Origin of the sequence: Desulfobacter sp., from assembly GCA_028768525.1 — a bacterium.
GTDB lineage: Bacteria > Desulfobacterota > Desulfobacteria > Desulfobacterales > Desulfobacteraceae > Desulfobacter.
Map to the genome: position 1 here is coordinate 2476432 of CP054837.1, position 17293 is coordinate 2493724.

General features: G+C 54.2%; 18 protein-coding genes and 1 pseudogene. 12 read left to right on the forward strand and 7 right to left on the reverse strand.

Features of this window, described 5'->3' with window-relative positions; all coding sequences use genetic code 11:
* Positions 1 to 210 precede the first annotated feature (210 nt).
* From HUN04_11330 to pyrE, 9 genes are all read left to right on the forward strand, one after another.
* On the forward strand, positions 211 to 1560 hold the full coding sequence (locus tag HUN04_11330; GenBank protein ID WDP90255.1) for a 4Fe-4S dicluster domain-containing protein: 1350 nt from the start codon (positions 211 to 213) through the stop codon (positions 1558 to 1560).
* A gap of 2 nt (positions 1561 to 1562) precedes the next feature.
* Entirely contained in the window at positions 1563 to 2726 is a 1164-nt protein-coding gene (locus tag HUN04_11335; GenBank protein ID WDP90256.1) for an NADH:ubiquinone reductase (Na(+)-transporting) subunit B, read from the forward strand.
* Positions 2719 to 3483 carry an FMN-binding protein gene (locus tag HUN04_11340; protein ID WDP90257.1) on the forward strand — a complete coding sequence of 255 codons (765 nt, stop codon included), beginning with the start codon at positions 2719 to 2721 and terminating at the stop codon, positions 3481 to 3483. The genes HUN04_11335 and HUN04_11340 overlap by 8 nt, the downstream gene beginning before the upstream one ends.
* Before the next feature lie 9 nt (positions 3484 to 3492).
* Positions 3493 to 4134 carry an NADH:ubiquinone reductase (Na(+)-transporting) subunit D gene (locus HUN04_11345; protein ID WDP90258.1) on the forward strand — a complete coding sequence of 214 codons (642 nt, stop codon included), beginning with the start codon at positions 3493 to 3495 and terminating at the stop codon, positions 4132 to 4134.
* A 3-nt stretch (positions 4135 to 4137) separates the two neighbouring features.
* A complete protein-coding gene (gene nqrE, locus HUN04_11350; GenBank protein ID WDP90259.1) occupies positions 4138 to 4746 on the forward strand; it encodes an NADH:ubiquinone reductase (Na(+)-transporting) subunit E in 609 nt (202 codons plus the stop codon).
* Between the two features lie 8 nt (positions 4747 to 4754).
* Positions 4755 to 5969 carry an NADH:ubiquinone reductase (Na(+)-transporting) subunit F gene (locus HUN04_11355; GenBank protein ID WDP90260.1) on the forward strand — a complete coding sequence of 405 codons (1215 nt, stop codon included), beginning with the start codon at positions 4755 to 4757 and terminating at the stop codon, positions 5967 to 5969.
* 111 nt (positions 5970 to 6080) lie between these two features.
* Positions 6081 to 6989 (forward strand): dihydroorotate dehydrogenase, encoded by a 909-nt coding sequence (locus HUN04_11360; GenBank protein WDP90261.1) that lies wholly within the window; start codon positions 6081 to 6083, stop codon positions 6987 to 6989.
* The gene (locus HUN04_11365) at positions 6986 to 7834 is read left to right on the forward strand and encodes a dihydroorotate dehydrogenase electron transfer subunit (protein ID WDP90262.1); all 849 of its coding nucleotides are present in this window, start codon (positions 6986 to 6988) and stop codon (positions 7832 to 7834) included. The genes HUN04_11360 and HUN04_11365 overlap by 4 nt, the downstream gene beginning before the upstream one ends.
* A gap of 21 nt (positions 7835 to 7855) precedes the next feature.
* Positions 7856 to 8524 carry an orotate phosphoribosyltransferase gene (gene pyrE / locus HUN04_11370; GenBank protein ID WDP90263.1) on the forward strand — a complete coding sequence of 223 codons (669 nt, stop codon included), beginning with the start codon at positions 7856 to 7858 and terminating at the stop codon, positions 8522 to 8524.
* A 202-nt stretch (positions 8525 to 8726) separates the two neighbouring features.
* Here the strand turns inward: pyrE and HUN04_11375 are convergent, their stop codons facing one another.
* On the reverse strand, positions 8727 to 9503 hold the full coding sequence (locus tag HUN04_11375) for a carbon-nitrogen hydrolase family protein (protein ID WDP90264.1): 777 nt from the start codon (positions 9501 to 9503) through the stop codon (positions 8727 to 8729).
* Positions 9504 to 9829: 326 nt separating this feature from the next.
* Between HUN04_11375 and fdhD the strand changes: the two genes are divergently transcribed.
* Complete coding sequence (fdhD, locus tag HUN04_11380; protein WDP90265.1) at positions 9830 to 10630, forward strand: formate dehydrogenase accessory sulfurtransferase FdhD; 801 nt, start codon at positions 9830 to 9832, stop codon at positions 10628 to 10630.
* Positions 10631 to 10712: 82 nt separating this feature from the next.
* Here fdhD and HUN04_11385 read toward each other — a convergent pair whose 3' ends face one another.
* A complete protein-coding gene (locus tag HUN04_11385; protein WDP90266.1) occupies positions 10713 to 12329 on the reverse strand; it encodes a hypothetical protein in 1617 nt (538 codons plus the stop codon).
* A gap of 213 nt (positions 12330 to 12542) precedes the next feature.
* On the opposite strand from HUN04_11385, the gene HUN04_11390 reads away from it, so the two are divergent.
* Both HUN04_11390 and HUN04_11395 read left to right on the forward strand, forming a co-directional pair.
* A complete protein-coding gene (locus HUN04_11390; GenBank protein ID WDP90267.1) occupies positions 12543 to 13361 on the forward strand; it encodes a methylenetetrahydrofolate reductase in 819 nt (272 codons plus the stop codon).
* 61 nt (positions 13362 to 13422) lie between these two features.
* On the forward strand, positions 13423 to 14337 hold the full coding sequence (locus tag HUN04_11395; GenBank protein ID WDP90268.1) for an HD domain-containing protein: 915 nt from the start codon (positions 13423 to 13425) through the stop codon (positions 14335 to 14337).
* Here HUN04_11395 and HUN04_11400 read toward each other — a convergent pair.
* The 5 genes and pseudogenes from HUN04_11400 to HUN04_11420 all read right to left on the reverse strand — a co-directional run bounded on the left by HUN04_11400 (position 14315) and on the right by HUN04_11420 (position 17289).
* Positions 14315 to 14713 (reverse strand): response regulator, encoded by a 399-nt coding sequence (locus tag HUN04_11400; GenBank protein ID WDP90269.1) that lies wholly within the window; start codon positions 14711 to 14713, stop codon positions 14315 to 14317. The two genes, HUN04_11395 and HUN04_11400, sit on opposite strands and share 23 nt — an antisense overlap.
* A complete protein-coding gene (locus HUN04_11405) occupies positions 14710 to 15291 on the reverse strand; it encodes an NUDIX hydrolase (protein WDP90270.1) in 582 nt (193 codons plus the stop codon). The genes HUN04_11400 and HUN04_11405 overlap by 4 nt, the downstream gene beginning before the upstream one ends.
* Before the next feature lie 124 nt (positions 15292 to 15415).
* Positions 15416 to 15695, reverse strand: a pseudogene (locus HUN04_11410) (M48 family metalloprotease).
* A gap of 43 nt (positions 15696 to 15738) precedes the next feature.
* On the reverse strand, positions 15739 to 16110 hold the full coding sequence (locus tag HUN04_11415; GenBank protein WDP93262.1) for a LysR family transcriptional regulator: 372 nt from the start codon (positions 16108 to 16110) through the stop codon (positions 15739 to 15741).
* Positions 16111 to 16197: 87 nt separating this feature from the next.
* Positions 16198 to 17289, reverse strand: a complete 1092-nt coding sequence (locus HUN04_11420) for a hypothetical protein (GenBank protein ID WDP90271.1) — start codon at positions 17287 to 17289, stop codon at positions 16198 to 16200.
* Positions 17290 to 17293: the final 4 nt, after the last annotated feature.

Genomic DNA, 17293 nt, shown 5'->3' on the forward strand with positions numbered 1-17293 from the left:
AATCATTGCCGGGCATTCTAGAAAAAAAATCGCAACGCATCAAATTGTTTATAGTGATGCGTTTCTCTCCGACTATTGAATATTTCTATAGGCCGTTCCGGCCCCGGACTTGATATTAACCCAATATCTGATAATATGGGGATTCTTATGCTAAAAGGGTATCAGCAGCACCCCTACCCATCACATGACAGACAAAATGGAAACGACCAGATGGAAAAATTGAAAATTTCCAGGGGGTTCACCCCTAAACTGACCGGCAAGCCGGATATGAGTTTGATCCGGCTGCCCTTTCCTTCCACCATCGGATGCTCTGCCGGGGATATCCCCTTTATCCGGCCCAAATTGCTGGTTAAAGAAGGGCAATCCGTTAAAACCGGCACCCCCTTGTTCACCGATAAAAGGGATACCTCAATACAATATGTATCACCGGCAACAGGAAAAGTAAAAAAAATCCTCTTCGGAGAAAGGCGGCGGCTTCTGGAAGTGATTATCGAGCCGGATACCCAGGATGAATTCATCCAGTTCGATCCCATATCTGAAGCGACCCTGGCCCAAATGGAAAAGGCCGATCTGGTGGACCGGCTGAAACAAGGCGGCCTATGGCAGGGATTGCGGCAGTTTCCGGCAAAGGATACGGCAGAGCCGGACCATACCCCGGCAATGATCATCGTCTCCCTGAACGGCAACGATATCTTTTCCCCCCACCCCGCCGTGGTCCTCAAGGAAAATATGGACGCCTTTCTCACGGGGCTGGCACTGCTGCGGCGGTTTTCCCACCGGCTGGTGATCACCGCCCGTGAGGACTGCCTGGACGACCTGCAGAACCTGTCGCCGGATATGGGCGGGCTCATCACCCATGTTACCGACACCGCCTATCCGGCATGGAACCCCGGCGCCGTGCTTTACCAGCTCAAAGAGACCCAGGCAGAAAACAGTTCATGGTGCATCAGCCTGGCCCACCTGGTCATGATGGGACAATTCCTTATGACCGGACACTACCCAGTGGACAAAATAATCACCGCCACCCGGGGAGAATACAACAGGCCACACATTCTCATCCGCCAGGGCGCACCCGTCAACACCCTCACCGCACCGGCCGCACCGGGGGGCATGGTGACCACGGGCCGTTTCAACGGCCGGATCCTTGATCCCGTCACCCACCTGGGCTTTTTTGAAAACACGCTCAATATCATTGACGGGGCCCCGGAGGACGAAATGTTCGGCTTTGTCCGGCCCGGCCTGGGCAAACCCACCGTCTCCGCCACCTTTTTATCTTCATTATTCAAAAAGCCGGCCCAGATGGACTGCACCCTCCACGGGGAACCAAGGGCCTGCATCAACTGCTCCTACTGCGAGAGGATCTGCCCCAACGATCTTTTGCCCAGCTTCATCATGAAGGCCCTGCATGCCGATGAAATCGAAGAAGCCCTGGAGCTTGGACTGCTTGACTGCTGCCAGTGCGGGCTCTGCGCCTACACCTGCCCCTCCAAGATTGAACTGGCCAAGATCCTGGCCGATGGCATGGACTCCCATTACAAGGATTCCCAATACAAGGATTGATAATGAAAAACCCCATAAAAAAACTATTTGACGACAGCGCGCATCTGTTTACCGGGGACGGCAAGTACAAAAAATACGAACCCGTATGGGATGCCACCAAAACCTTTTTCTTCCTGCCCTCCCCCAAAACGGGGGTCATGCCCTTTATCCGGGACAGCCTGGACCTGAAACGGTATATGAGCTTTGTCATCCTGGCCCTGCTGCCGGTGACCCTGTTCGGGATTTACAATACCGGCTTTCAGTCCGGCAGGGCCGCAGGCGAGGCTTACTCCATTTTGAAATGCTTCATGGTGGGGGCCTGGTATGTGCTTCCCATGATCATCGTCTCCTACGGGGTGGGGTTTATCTGGGAATTTATTTTTGCCGTATTCCGGCGGCACAAAATTTCCGAAGGGTTCCTGGTCACAGGCCTGCTTTTCCCCTTAACCCTGCCCCCCACCATCCCCCTGTGGCAGGTGGCCTTAGGCATTTCCTTCGGGGTGGTCATCGGCAAGGAGGTTTTCGGGGGCACCGGCCGGAATATCCTGAACCCGGCGCTCACGGCCCGGGCCTTTGTTTTCTTCTCCTACCCGGTCTCCATGTCCGGGGATATCTGGATCGCCGGCAAAACCATGGTGGACGGGATCACAGGTGCCACGGCCCTCTCCGTCACCGGTTTTGAGGGCCAGGCCATCGGTTCTGCCCTGTCAGAGGCCGGATACCCGCTATCATCCCTGTTCTACGGCCTTATACCGGGGAGTGTGGGGGAGACCTCGGCCCTGTGCTGCCTCATTGGCGCGGCCATTCTCATGGTCACCCGCATTGCCAATTACCGGATCATCATCGGCGGCATCACCGGCGTGATCGCCACCAGCATCCTGATCTGGCTCATCCCCGGCGGCACCGAAACCTGGGCCAATGCCGGCCCCCTTTACCACCTCTTTGCAGGGGGATTCCTCTTCGGAATCTCTTTCATGGCCACCGATCCCGTATCCGCCCCCGGCACCAACCCGGGCCGGTGGATTTTCGGCTTTCTCATCGGCTTTCTCACCGTGGTCATCCGGGTGGCCAACCCGGCGTTCATGGAAGGGGCCATGCTGGCCATCCTGTTCATGAATGTATTTGCCCCCCTCCTGGACCACCTGGTAATCAAATACAAAACATCAAAGAGGATCCCAAATGTCTGACCCAAGTAACGATAAGCCAAGCAGGTTAAAGGTCATTCTGTTTGCCGCAGGGCTTTCCCTGGTCTGCAGCCTGCTCATCACGGCGGCGGCCTCGGGGCTGAAAAAATACCAGCAGGAGAATATTGCCCTGGATAAAAAGGTCAACCTGCTGCGGGCCGCAAGCCTTGTACCCCCGGGGGAAAAGCCGGCCAAAGAAGAAATAAACGCCCTATACACCGGCCGGATCCGGGAGGTGATTGTGGACCGGGGAGGAAAGGTGATTCAAACCGACACCCCCAACAGCATGCACCTTTACTTTGTCCGGGGACAGGACGATCCCCAGAAAATTGACGGTTATATCCTGCCCATCAACACCCGCGGCCTCTGGGGCAAAATCCAGGGGTATCTGGCCTTTGAAAACGACGGGCAGACCGTCTCGGGATTTTCCGTGTTCAGCCACTCGGAAACCCCGGGCCTGGGCGGGGAAATCGAAAGCGCATGGTTCCAGAAAAACTTTAAGGGCAAAAAAATCCTCAACGCCCAGGATAAATTCGTATCCGTGGGCATTGCCAAGGGAAAAGCCGAGAACCTGCCCGAAAATCTTCAGGAGCACTATGTGGACGGCATATCCGGAGCCACCCTCACCGGCAAATACCTCAGCGAAGGCATTAAATCCACCCTGGAAAAATACGAAGGGGTCTCCATCACCTTCAGGCAGAAGGACCTGAAAACCAAACCGCCAGAGGGCATTGAGACCGGCGCCCAAACAACTGAATAAAGGACAGCCATGTTTGCACTCAAATCAAAAGAAGATTATACGGAAATCCTGGTAAAGGGGATCTGGAAGGAAAACCCCGTGGCCTACCAGGTCCTGGGGATCTGCTCGGCCCTGGCCGTCACGGTGAAGATGTCCACAGCCCTGGTCATGGCCATCGCGCTGACCGTGGTCACGGCCTGCTCATCTTTTCTTATTTCACTGATGCGCAGGCATATCCCCTCCAACATAAGAATCATCGTGGAACTGGCCGTCATCGCCTCCCTGGTTATTGTCACCGACGAGGTCCTCAAGGCCTTTCTCTACGATGTATCAAAACAGCTTTCCATCTTTGTGGGACTGATCATCACCAATTGTATCGTTCTGGGCCGGGCCGAGGCCTTTGCCCTGGCCAACGATCCTGTCGACTCCTTTGTGGACGGCATTGCCAACGGCCTGGGATACGGCATGATCCTGGTGCTGGTGGCCTTTTTGCGGGAGCTTCTGGGGTCGGGTAAGTTCTTCGGACTCCCCGTAATACCGCAATTTGTATACGACCTGGGCTTCCAGAACATGGGGCTGATGGTCCTGGCGCCCGGCGCCTTTTTCATCATCGGCCTGCTGGTCTGGCTGAAAAATTCCCTGCCCGGTATTTCCAGCGAAAAAAGGAGTTAAGCCATGGGTGATCTCTTCAGTCTCTTTATCAATTCCGTATTCATCGGCAATATCCTCCTGGCCTACTTTCTGGGGATGTGCTCATTCATTGCCGTATCCAAAAACATCGACACCGCCGCGGGCCTGGGCTTTGCAGTCATCTTTGTCCTCACGGTAACCAGTCCGGTCAACTGGCTGATCTACCACGGACTGCTGGCCCCCGGCGCCCTGTCCTGGCTGGGCTTTCCGGACATGGACTTAAGCTTTCTAAAGTACATCACCTTCATTGCGGTTATCGCCGCCATGGTCCAGGCCGTGGAAATGGTCATCGACCGCTACTCCCCGCTGCTTTACGCCACCCTGGGGGTCTTCCTGCCGCTCATCGCCGTCAACTGCGCCATCCTGGGCACCTCGCTGTTCATGGTGGAACGGAACTACACCTTTATTGAATCCGTGGTATTCGGCGCCGGGTCCGGCACCGGCTGGATGCTGGCCATTGTCTCCATGGCCGCCATCCGTAAAAAAGCAAGGTATTCAGATGTGCCCCTGGGCCTCCAGGGCTTCGGCTTTACCATGATCATCGCCGGGCTCATGGCCATGACCTTTATGATGTTCTCAGGCATTACCCTTTAGGAGGTTCCATGATCTACCTTATCAGCATACTGGTTTTTACGGCGGTCATCGGCATCCTGGTCACGGTGCTCCTCTTTGTGGAATCCAGGGTCACCACCCAGGGGGAGCATTCCGTCACTATCAACGGCAACACCGACGCGCCCATGAAAGTCTCCGGCACCCCCACCCTGCTGTCCGCCCTGTCGGCCCGGGATATCTTTCTGCCCTCGGCCTGCGGGGGCTCGGGCTCCTGCGGCATGTGCAAATGCCGGGTCACCGAGGGCGGGGGCAGCATCCTGCCCACTGAACTGGGGCATTTGAGCCGGAGGGAAAAGCTTGAGGGGAAACGCCTCTCCTGCCAGCTTAAAATCAAGGAAGACCTGGCCATTGAGGTGCCCGAATCCATTTTCGGCATCAAAAAAGTGGAAGCCGAAGTGGTGTCCAACGAAAACGTGGCCACCTTTATTAAGGAACTGGTGATCCGGCCCGTGGAAAAAATCGACTTCGAAGCCGGGGCCTATATCCAGATCGACGTGCCCGAATACGACCTCAACTTCAAAGATTTCCACATCCAGAGCCAGTATGTCAGCGAATGGAAAAAATACAACCTCATGGAACTGACCGCCAAGGGCATCAAACCGGGATTCAGGGCCTATTCCCTGGCCAATCCCCCCCATGACAACCACATCCTCATGCTCAACGTCAGGATCGCCACGCCGCCGCCGGGCACGGCCGGCATCCCACCGGGATTCGGCTCATCCTACGTCTTTGGCCTGAACCCCGGTGATAAAGTCACCATTTCCGGCCCTTACGGGGATTTCATGGCCCGGGACACGGGGCGGGAGATGTGCTTCATCGGCGGCGGTGCCGGCATGGCGCCTCTGCGCTCCCACATTCTCCACCAGCTGGACGGCATTAATTCGGGAAGAAAAATCTCCTTCTGGTACGGGGCCCGGTCACTGAAAGAGATGTTCTATGACGATGATTTTAAAGACCTGGAGCGGCGCTATCCCAATTTCAAATACAATGTGGCCCTCTCCTCTCCGGAGCCCGAGGACAATTGGACCGGCATGACCGGGTTCATCCACACCCATCTGTGCAACAGCTACCTGTGCAGCCACGAGGACCCCAGTGAGATCGAATACTACCTCTGCGGCCCCCCGCCCATGATCGACGCCATTATCAACGGGCTATACGAGATGGGGGTGGAGGATGATATGATCTTTTACGACAAGTTCAGTTAGTTTTCATCCAAAAACAGAGACTCCGCCTGGTGGTTTATAATAGCGGACCGGCTTGATAAAAGCGTCGGTTCATGGTAGTTAAGCCCTCGATTTTAAAAGAGGATAAAAATAATGCAGACAAATTTTTTGGGAACACCCCTTAAGACCCCCCTGGTCCTGGCCTCGGGGGTTCTTGGTAACAACAAGGCCATACTGGAACGGGTATGGGCAAACGGCTGCGGACTGCCCACCATGAAATCCATCGGCCCCGCCCCCAGGGACGGCCACAGCAACCCCACGGTCATAGACCTGGGAGAGGGCATGATCAATGCCGTGGGCCTGCCCACCCCGGGCTACCTGAACATGGAAACCGAATGGCTGGAACTTGAAAACAGGGACTTTCCCGTCAATGCCTCCATTTACGGGGGATCGGTGGAGGAATTTGTAATGGTGGCGGAATTTGTGGCCACCAAGCGTCCCGAATTCATAGAACTGAACATCTCCTGCCCCAACTCGGACAAGCACGGCATGCTCTTCGGGGTCAATGCCGACGCCTCCTATGATGTTGTCTCGGCCGTGAAAAAAGCCGTGGATATCCCCGTCATTGCCAAACTCACCCCGGCGGCCCCGGACATTGCCGCCATTGCCAAAGCCTGCGAAGAAGCCGGCGCCGACGCCATCTGCGCCATCAACACCGCCGGCCCGGGCATGATCATCGACATTGAATCCCAAATGCCGGTGCTGGACTTTAAAAAAGGGGGGCTTTCCGGCCCCATGATCAAATCCATTGCCGTACGCTGCGTCTATGACATTTACAAGGCGGTCTCCATCCCCATCATCGGACTGGGCGGCATCACCACGGGAAAGGACGCCATAGAGATCATCATGGCAGGCGCTTCCCTTGTGGGCATGGGAACCGCGGTCCGGTATCGGGGCATCACCGCATTCAACAAGGTCAACAAAGAAATAGACGACTGGCTGGCCGCCCACAACACCACCATGGACGAGATCCGGGGCGCGGCCCACAGGGAGGGAAAATGATTACAGATTTAAGGCCGGTCATGGTCACCGTGGCGGACAAGGAGGTCCACAGCGACAGCTTTGCCACCCTGTTCTTTGATTTCGCCATTGATTTCAAGCCCGGACAGTTCATCATGGCCTGGATCCCCGGGGTGGATGAAAAGCCGTATACCATCTCCCATCACAGCCCACAGCGGTTTGCCATCACCGTTGAGGCCAAGGGCCGGTTCTCCAAAAAAGCCGTCGCCCTGGAAAAGGGGGATAAAATCGGCATCCGGGGTCCCTTCGGCAACGGGTTCACCATCAGTGACAAACCCAATATCGCCGTGGTGGCCGGCGGCTGCGGCATGGCCCCCCTGGCCCCCCTTGTAGACGCCCTGGAAGCCTCCCGAAACAGGGAAATCATCCTCATCCACGGGGCACGGTCAAAGGAATTCCTCCTTTACCCCGAGCGGTTCTCCACCCACCGCCGCATCTGCACCGACGACGGCACCCAAGGCCACAGGGGATTTGTAACCGAGCTTCTGGAACAGGAAATCCTCGCCCGGGACATCCTGGCCGGAGAAGACAACGACACCCCGGCACTGGACATGGTCTATACCTGCGGCCCTGAGATCATGATGGCCAAGGTGTTTGCCATCTGCGAGGCCCACAGCATCCCCTGCCAGGTCTCTTTGGAACGATACATGCGCTGCGGCTTCGGGGTCTGCGGGGCCTGCGTCTGCAGCGACCGGGTGGTCTGCAAGGACGGTCCGGTGTTCGGTTCCCAAACCTTAAGGGAAATGGAAGACTTCAACACCACCGCCCTTTTGAAATCCGGTAAACCCGTCCCCTTAAACGAATATGCATCCTGGAGATGCCAGTAGAAATACAGACAGGAAATAAAAATGAGCTATAAAGAAGAATTTATTGAGTTTCTAGTGGAATGCGACGCCCTGAGGTTCGGGGAATTCAAACTGAAAAGCGGCCGTATCGCCCCCTATTTCATCAACACCGGCATGTTCGACACCGGCACCCAGATTAAAAAACTGGGCGGCTTCTACGCCCGGGCCGTACAGGAACATTTCGGAGAGGATTTCGACGGCATCTACGGCCCGGCCTACAAGGGCATCCCCCTGTGCATCACCGCCGCCACCGCCCTGGCCGACCTGGGCGTGGACAAGGGCTATGTCTTCAACCGTAAAGAAGTCAAAACCTACGGGGACAAAAGCGCCGTGGTGGGCATGGGCCTCACCGCCGATACCCGCCTCATCCTCATTGACGATGTCATCACTTCGGGCAAGGCCATCCGGGAATCCCTGGAAGTTCTGAAAAACTGCGACAACCCCCAGGTTTCGGGCATTGTCATCTCCGTCAACCGCCAGGAAAAGGGCAAGACCGATAAAAACGCCCTCAAGGAAGTCGCCGAAACCCTTGGCATCCCCATATTTGCCATTGTCACCATCACGGAAATCATCGACTACCTGCACAACCGTGAAATCAACGGGAAGGTCGTCCTGAATGACGAAATGAAGGCATCCATCGAAGCCTACCGGGAAACCTACGGGGCCGAATAGCACCATCACTGAGATAACGCCTGCCGGGCATCCACAGCCCGGCAGGTTTTACCCTACCTCTTTTTAAACAACTTCTTTTCCTATCGCAGTTTAAGAATTTTCCTTATTGCCACACCATCCGGCCTGTACTATAACTGCGGGAACAACAGCGGCAGGCCATGGAAGAAATCGGCAGCCCATATATGACGGGTTGCCCCACGCGTCACCCCCCCACCAATTTATTGGAATAGAAGATTCTTCCTTTCCTGCCGAAACCCGGTTCGGGTTTTACAAAATCGTAATATAATATTGATTCCGCATCCAGGGGGGCTTGGGTTTCAATAACGCCATCCGGATTAACCACGCAGGTTGGTGCAGTCTGATAAAATGTCGTGCCGTTTACTGAAATAACAGTCACAGCGTTTTCGATGGCCCTTGTGATCAAGTGGGACTTCATAACGGCCAATCGGTTTGTATTTTGTTTTTTGCTCACCTCGCAAAAGCTGATGGCCGCGATATCAACCTTATGGGCATACAATTCACGGAAATACTCCGGAAATCGAATCTCAAAGCAAAGGCGGAATCCGATTCGAATCCCGTCGATTTCAATGATGCCCTTTTGATTTTCTCCGGGCATATAATTTTCAAGGTCCCACCCCCACAACGCCCGCTTGTCATAATAGGTATACGAGCCATCCGGTGTGATCAGCATTATTGAATTGAACAGGGCGCCATTGTCCTTCCGGATCAATCCCAATGCAATGAAGATATTATGCCGGGCGGCAAGTTCAATGATTTCAGCAATTAGTTTTTGTTGTGCTTTAAAATCAATGCGGTCCACAGACGGGATTTCAATTGGCGGATATCCGCAAAGAGCGGCTTCCTGGGTGATCAGCAGTCTGGAATCCCGGGCGGCTGCTTCGATTATGGCATTTTTGATTTTTTGAAAATTGTCAAAAAGATTAGGCGAGATACTAAATTGTAATGCTGCGATTTTCATTTATCCCCGGAACGTTGTACGCGTAAATTTTATAATCTACGTGGAATTGATTTATGGTATCCGAATAAAATAATTGCATCAGTTTTTCTCTTATAGATTCCTGTGAATCTTTTTTTGACGGAATGTCGGGGGCCATGCTTATCCGTCTGAACATTGCTTTGCAGCGCCCCGCTTTTGCTCAACACCGGTGTACCGCTGTTTGTGATTCATTGAAAATCAGCCTATAGAATGTTAAAGTATTCACTACCATAAAGACGACTTTTGTCAAGGACCTAGAGAGAATGCTTAAGCTGCGCTGGCGCAGGACACCAGATTAAGGAAAAACAGTGGACACCGACACCCCCTTTGGAGAAAAAATCCCCAGGCCCATCACCCGATACAGGGAGGGCGCATTCAGTAAAGAAGACGGTTTTGTAGCGACGGAGGTTCCGGTGACCTTTATGGTCAACGGATTTGAAGCCGCCACCCTCATGTGCAGTCCGTCCCATTTAAAGGAATTCACCTACGGCTTTCTATTTACCTCCGGCATGATCCAGTCGGCCGACGAGGTTGAGGAATGGGACTGCGATGAAAAAAAATGGCGGGTGGATGTCCGGGTGAAGAATTTTGCCGATCCCGAGCTTTTGGGAAAACGCGTGTATACATCGGGATGCGGGAAAGGGGTGATGTACACCTCGGTGACGGAACTTGCATCACGCAGGCCCATTGAAATAGAGGCCCAAGCCAGTGTCCAGCTCATTACCAATGCCATGGGATGGCTGGCAAAATGCTCCGGCCTCCATAAAAGAACCGGCGGGGTCCATTCGGCCGCCGTGTGTATCAACAACGAAATGCCCCAGTTCCACATCGACGATATCGGACGGCACAATGCTGTGGACAAGGTCATCGGCGCCCTGCTGATGGAGGACCGGGGAAATGAGGACCTCATCCTATTGTGCACCGGCAGAATATCCTCTGAGATCCTCCACAAGGCCAGGCGGATGGCCATCCCGGTGCTGGCATCCCGGGGGGCCCCCACCCACCAGAGCGTACTGCTGGCCGACGAGATGGGCATGACCATTGTAGGGTTTGTCCGGCCGTCAAATTGCGCCGTATTTACCCATCCGGAAAGGATTACCGCCCCGTAAACCAAACAAGGGGGGAATATCCGCCCCGGGTATCCTGATTTACATTGCCGTGGTCATGATCCTGATGGCATTTTTTACGGGATTACGGCACCGGCCTGAGCAGCCGTGTATTTTCCGTAAACTGGGGGTAATCCGAAAGCGACGAACGGAGGGGATGGCCGTAGTCCACATAATTCCGCCGCACCGTCAACCGATTGATATCAAAAAGGGGATAGACCACGGCATCGCTGAGAATCTTGATCTGTGCCTGCTGCCAGAGCACGATCTGCTGCCTGGGATCCGTCAGGCCCAAAACATCATCCAGCAGCCTGTCAATCCCGGTATAATGGGAAAAGTTCGTATGGGGTCTCTTCCCTGTTTTCACGATGGCTTCGGAATGGAAGAACCCTCGGAGATAATTATCGGCATTGTGGCGAAATGTAAAATAAAGGACAATGGCATTCCGGTTGTCCCGAATCATCTTATGGTATTGGGAATGTGGCACAACAGCCAGCTTCAGGTTTACATTGATCCGGGCCAGCTGTTCTTTTAACACCCTGTAACTCTCCCGGTAGAGCCGCTTTTCGGAAACCGCCGTATCCAGATCAAATCCATTGGGATACCCGGCCTTGTCCAGCATTTTCCGGGCAGCCCCTATATCGCAGACCGGTGCCAGCCCCAGTTCTTCCACCCTCTCATTGGTCATGCCGCCGGGCAAAAACATGGGGGACATGGGCGAATAAACCGGGGAGACCAGCCGTTTGGAAGAGGCCGCCAGAAAAGCCCGTCGGTCCATGGCCGAAATCAGGGCCTTGCGCACCCGGATATCACCCAGCGGCGTCATGGATGTATTAAAATGGAACATGCCGGTGAATCCGGGGCCAAACACATCCACCAGCGTATCAGGTTCTTTTTCCATCTTTTCCAGCCACCCCGGGGTGCCGACGCCGTAAATCACGTCCATCTCACCGGAACGGAATGCAGCCTCACGCTTTTCGTTGTCCGGCATAAAATGGATTTCAACCCCGTCCAGTTTGGGCCGCCCCCTGAAATACTGCGCATTGGCCAGCAGGGTAATCTTTTCTCCGGGAACATGGGAAGAAAAGCGGAAGGGACCTGTGCCTACGGGGTGTTTAAGGAAATTCTCGTACCCCCCTTTTTCAATGGCCTGTTTGCTCAATATATAGCCGCCCCGCCAATTGGCCAGGCTGGACAGAAAAAACAGCGGGGAAACGGATTTATCCAGGGAGATTTCCAGGGTGTGGGAATTGACCACCCGGAAATCCATATTCCTGAATTCCCCTGAAAACACACTGGTTTTCGGGTTTGCCGCCTTTTTAAGAGAAAAGGCCACATCCTCTGCGGTCAATTCATGGGCAGGGCAATAGGGACTGGGATGAAAAAAAACTTTATGCCTGAGGTGGACGGTCCAAATCTGCCGGCCCCGAAGGATTTTAAACCGGGGCATGGCCGCAGCCAGGTCAGGCTCCATGGTTCTGGCATCTCCGGGCAGATACCGCCACAGGGCATTAAAAACCAAATCCGCATAGGTATGGTTCTGGGATCCCTTGCCGAAATCCGGGTCAAAACTGCCGAGTTTGGAAGAATGGAGTGCATATCGAAGGATGTTTCCCCGGGGTCCGCGGCCTGGACCTCTGCCGGAATCTGCGGAAACAGGCACAAGGGAGGCCATCAGTATCGCCAGTGACGCCAATCCCATTAAACAAACCCTCTTTCCCTTCATGGATGCCGGCAATGTCCCCCCTTCCCTGATCTTTTGATCACAAACTTAAAGAATATCCCCATAAAAAGCAAATGATTTGCCCCTGCACAGAACAAAAACCAAAAAATTCAATCCATTGCCGATTTGAATTTGACCCGGCCCCGGTCTTCGGTCATACTGGATAAAAATTAAATAATTTGGGAGGATCCCATGTCTTTTATCCTGTCCGATCCCGGCGAATTTAAAATAACCATCGAAGTCGTGCCCCCCGCCGGCCATGACATAAAGCCTCTCTTGGAAAAAATACAGCCGGTGGCCCGCCTTAATTTCCATGGATTCAGCGTGGCATCCAACCCGGTGGCCCGGCCCAGAATGTCGGCAATGGCATTTTCACACCTCCTCCGGAAGGAAACCGGAAAGCCGGCCATCCTCCATTTCACGGTCAGGGACCACAACCGGCTGGGGCTCCAGGCGGAACTCTGGGGTGCCCGGGCCCTTGGGATCGACACCATCATCGCCGTGACCGGAGACCCGTCGGGGAAAAAAAGGGCCCACCCGGCAGCGGGGGTTAACGATCTCTCCGTTTTTGAAATGATTGCCCTGGGACGGGCCTCCGGGGTATGCACCGGTGCCGTGCTGGACTGGCGGCCGGAGGTGAACGGGATGGATCACGAATGCCGCCGCATTGAAAAAAAAGTGGCCGCCGGCGCCCGGTTCATCGTTACCCAGCCGGTATACGACGAGGATACGGCCCTTGAACTGAAAAAGGGGCTGGCCCATATCCGGGTCCCCGTCATCATGGGCATCCTGCCGCTGATTTCGATTAAACATGCGGTTTTCCTCCACGAAAAAGTGGACGGTATCGCCGTTCCGTCGTCCCTGCGGCAACAAATGACCCAGGGGGATTCCCCCATGGAAACGGGCATCCAGAACAGCCGCCAGATGCTGGATCTGGCCCGCCGGCATTTCGCCGGAGCCTGCGTCATGCCGCCCTTTGACCGGTTTGACATTCTAAATCAAATCCTTTAAATTTAGTTTAAAGCCATCCCATATAGAATTAAATTTTAAACTGTATTCAAAGGTGTAATCGGTGTCTGATTTTTTGAGTGTCAGGGAGTCGCAGATTAAATTTTTCAACAGCCTCCCCTTCTACTATAAATCAAAAGACGGAGAATTTGTGCTGTATAAAAAGGCCGGGGAAATCCTGTCACCGGATCGGGCCGACCAGGGCCGCCATCCCCAGCTGTATATCCAAAAAAAACATAAATCCGAAGCCATAAAGGAACTGACCCAGGGCCTGAATATGGAATTTGAAAAGCAGCTTGCCAGCGGCGGGCTGGTCGGCATCAAAAATGCGCTTGGAAATATTGTCAAAGAGGCCCTGGCACCGGGACAGGGAGAAATGATGACCCGCCTGCCCGAAACCATTGATATCCTGTTTAAAAACATGGACCGGGACCACACCACAATGAGCTATCTTGCCAAGGTTGCGGGCTCTTCGGAACTCATGGTGGAACATACGGTCAATGTCACGGCCCTGACCCTCCAATATTGTTTTTTCCTGAAAATGTCGGAAGGCGAGGCACGGAACCTGGCCCTGTGTGCCCTGCTCCACGATGTGGGGGTATCCACTTTGGAGACCGAAATCATCGAATGCGAGGACCGCCTGAGCGCCACGGAATTTAAAAGATACAAACTGCACCCGGAAGCCGGCCATGATATGATCATCATGAATACGGATTTTGACATCGCCGTTGCCAATACAGCCCTGGAACACCACGAACGGCTGGACAAAACCGGATACCCCAACGGCACGGATCTCATCTGCCGGGAAAGTCAGATCATCGGCTTCATTGACAGCTATGAAGCCCTGACCTACAGAAACAAGTCCTTCCGCAAGGCAAAAAAACCCTTTGATACCCTGAAACTGATCAAAAAAGAGGTGATGGAAGGAAAATTTTCCCTGGACGTTTTTAAGACATTTACATCCTGCCTGATCCGGTAAGCACCCTCTGGATTTCCTTGATAAAAGGGGCTTCGGAGACAGGTTTGACAATATAGGAATCCGCCCCCGTCTCCAGGGCCAGGTTCATGGTTTTCTGGTTTGCCTCCACCGTGAGGATGACAAAAGGGATCGCCCTGAACTCCTGGTCCCCGTTCAGGGTCTCCAGCAGTTCCATGCCGTTCATCACCGGCATGTTCAAATCCGAAATAATCAGGTCCAGCGCCTGAAAACGGATCAGTTCCAATGCGGCCTGGCCGTTTCCTGCCTCCGCAATCCTGGTAACCCCGTTCCGTTCCAGAAAACCCCGTATGATCCGGCGCATGGAGATGCTGTCATCCACAACAAGTACACGGAGTTTGTTAGGTAAAACGCTCATGAAGCCACCTTTTCCCGTTGAAATACCAAATCTTTCACCCGGAAGAGATATCCGGCCCCCTCGGGTTTTGCCGCACTGCCGGCAGCCCGGTCTTTGAAAAAATCCACCAGGGTCCTGTTGATCACCTCAAAGGCAATCTCATCCCAGGGAATTTCATCTTCCGAGAAAAGACGGACCTCCGTACTTTCCGGCGTGGGGCCGAAGTCATTGGAAAGCAGTTCAGCCCTGAACATCATATATATCTGGTCCACAAACAAAATGTTGAACATCCGGTATGGCCCCAGGAGCGCCACACGGGCCCGGGTTTCTTCCAGTGTTTCCCTGACGGCTCCGTCCTGGACCGATTCCCCGTTTTCCAGATAGCCTGCCGGCAGGGTCCATTTCCCCTTTCTGGGCTCAATGTTCCGCCGGCACATGAGGATTTTCTCACCGGAAACAGGAATGGTGCCCACCACGAGTTTCGGATTTTCATAGTGGACATGGCCGCACCGGCTGCAGACATCCCGAATATGGTCATCATCTTCGGGGATTCTCTGGGTCATGGGGCCGCCGCACTGGCTGCAATAATGTATTGGCATGGTCTAAGCACCTGTTAGCATTTTTTTTAAGATATCAAACCAGGCCTCCCCCCTTCCCAGAATCCTTTGGGCCAGGGAGGGGGACGCCTGTTTTTCTCCGGCCCGGATCCGCGCCGCCCGTTTTTCAGGCCGGGGAGGCAATATATCCGGCCATGTTCTCCTGGGAGGCAATCCCCTTCCTCAGGGCAGAGGCCGCCAGGGCCACCATCATTTTCTTTTTCACATGCTTTTCAGCCACATGGCCCAGTTCATGGCCGATGACAAAGAGCAGTTCCCCATCCCCCATCTTATCCATAAGGCCGCTGTATATCCGTACACTGCCGTCGGCCATGGCAAAAGGCGTTGACCCGGGGGGCCAGGTATACCCGGATATTGAAGAGGATGCCGATCATTATCCTCATCATTCACGCATACCGCAAATCAAAGGGGCATACAAGGGCGGCACCCCTATAAATCATCTTTTATTTTCTTTTCAAACACGTCCTGGAAAAAATTATCCGATTCAGAGAGTACATGGGTATGGACATCGGCAAATTCCTTGAGCAGCTTTCTGGCCAGGGGGGTCAGTGTGGATCCGCCGCCACCGCCACCGCCTGCGCTGCGGATGAGCAGGGGATGCCCCAGGCCCTCTTCAGTGGCCTTGATCTTTCCCCATACCGCCCGGTACCCCATCTTCAATTCCTTGGCCGCGGCATTGATGGACCCGCACCTGTCAATGGCCGACAGAATCCTGAACCGGCCCAGCCCGAAAATCACCTGGCCGGCATCATCTTCGATCCATATCTTGGACCGTATGGTAAATGGGGTATGGCTGCTCATGTTTTTCTCTATTAGCATAAAATTCTCAAGATGTGAAATCCCACTTTTCCCGGGACCGCGATTCCCGGGACCAGATGAAACACGGTTTCAATTAAACGGCCCCGAATCGATCCAGGCGCTGAACCCTTCAGGGTGCCAGTCAATATCTTCCCCGAATAGCGTACAATACCGCCCCCCGGCCGGGTGCTGTCTGGCGGGCCTCTCCCGGTCGTCATAATCCACCACCGTAATGCATTGGGCCGGCAGGTGGGAGAGCCCCCGCTTCAAAAGGTAGATCACATCCACATCATCCTCGGGCATGCTGTAACCGATAATATAGGCATGGTCCGCCCGCCGAAGTTCCCGGGCCGCCCTGTACCAGACCTGGGAGATATGGGGGTTTCGGTAATCTTTCATATGGGTGGGGGTGATCATGACGGGCCGGACAAAGGCCCCGCAGTCCCGGCAGGGGCTGCCGTGGCAGGAATACCGCTTTTCAAGGTGGAAGTCGGAATCCGCCTCTTCAATATAAAGGGCTTCAAGCATTTTAACCATCCCTCTGCCGGATTTGGAAATCCCCACATCCAGCCGGTGGCAGGCCGGGCAATACAGCCAATTCAATGAGCCGTGGAGTTTAAGCAGCGCGCCCATTTTCCCCACCTTTTTGTAGGTGGCGGTGGCCACATCGCACCCGTAATCCGGAAACCGCAGGCTGTCGGAGGCCATCTGGCTCAGATATATCAACGAATTATCCGCGATAATATCGTAATTCAGAGAAATGATCCTAGGAATACTCCTGTTTTTATGATAGAGATCCACCAGCAGCCGCTTATAATAATTCCGTCCGATGTGCCGGAGCTGGTGCTCCAGCAGGGCAAAAATCACATATTCCAGGGCGTTGCGGACCTCAACGAGACGCGCCAAGGGCCAGTCCGCACTGAAATTATCTCCGTGGTCGATGGCCGTGTCCAGCAGACTGATCAAAAGGGGGAGCCCCGGATAATCAGAGGCCTGCCGCGCCTCTATATTTGCGGGCAGGTGAAAATTTTCAATCAGGAAGTCATCAAGAATGCCAAAAAAATCCTCCCGTTTCAATTCGCTTTCAAGCTCAAAGGCCTGGGGAAGGATTTCCCATGTCAGGGGGCCGTTGCAGGCCTTTGTCGCCCCTGCACCGAAAATAATGACAGGGTTCGCCGGCATGGTT

Excerpts from the sequence above, each read along its gene's own strand:
- HUN04_11345 (WDP90258.1), top strand. The coding sequence starts at position 3,493 with ATGTTTGCACTCAAATCAAAAGAAGATTATACGGAAATCCTGGTAAAG.
- HUN04_11385 (WDP90266.1), bottom strand. The coding sequence starts at position 12,329 with ATGGGATTGGCGTCACTGGCGATACTGATGGCCTCCCTTGTGCCTGTT.
- pyrE (WDP90263.1), top strand. The coding sequence starts at position 7,856 with ATGAGCTATAAAGAAGAATTTATTGAGTTTCTAGTGGAATGCGACGCC.
- HUN04_11340 (WDP90257.1), top strand. The coding sequence starts at position 2,719 with ATGTCTGACCCAAGTAACGATAAGCCAAGCAGGTTAAAGGTCATTCTG.
- HUN04_11420 (WDP90271.1), bottom strand. The coding sequence starts at position 17,289 with ATGCCGGCGAACCCTGTCATTATTTTCGGTGCAGGGGCGACAAAGGCC.
- nqrE (WDP90259.1), top strand. The coding sequence starts at position 4,138 with ATGGGTGATCTCTTCAGTCTCTTTATCAATTCCGTATTCATCGGCAAT.
- HUN04_11400 (WDP90269.1), bottom strand. The coding sequence starts at position 14,713 with ATGAGCGTTTTACCTAACAAACTCCGTGTACTTGTTGTGGATGACAGC.
- HUN04_11360 (WDP90261.1), top strand. The coding sequence starts at position 6,081 with ATGCAGACAAATTTTTTGGGAACACCCCTTAAGACCCCCCTGGTCCTG.
- HUN04_11390 (WDP90267.1), top strand. The coding sequence starts at position 12,543 with ATGTCTTTTATCCTGTCCGATCCCGGCGAATTTAAAATAACCATCGAA.
- HUN04_11335 (WDP90256.1), top strand. The coding sequence starts at position 1,563 with ATGAAAAACCCCATAAAAAAACTATTTGACGACAGCGCGCATCTGTTT.
- HUN04_11355 (WDP90260.1), top strand. The coding sequence starts at position 4,755 with ATGATCTACCTTATCAGCATACTGGTTTTTACGGCGGTCATCGGCATC.
- HUN04_11405 (WDP90270.1), bottom strand. The coding sequence starts at position 15,291 with ATGCCAATACATTATTGCAGCCAGTGCGGCGGCCCCATGACCCAGAGA.
- HUN04_11365 (WDP90262.1), top strand. The coding sequence starts at position 6,986 with ATGATTACAGATTTAAGGCCGGTCATGGTCACCGTGGCGGACAAGGAG.
- HUN04_11375 (WDP90264.1), bottom strand. The coding sequence starts at position 9,503 with ATGAAAATCGCAGCATTACAATTTAGTATCTCGCCTAATCTTTTTGAC.
- HUN04_11415 (WDP93262.1), bottom strand. The coding sequence starts at position 16,110 with ATGAGCAGCCATACCCCATTTACCATACGGTCCAAGATATGGATCGAA.
- HUN04_11330 (WDP90255.1), top strand. The coding sequence starts at position 211 with ATGGAAAAATTGAAAATTTCCAGGGGGTTCACCCCTAAACTGACCGGC.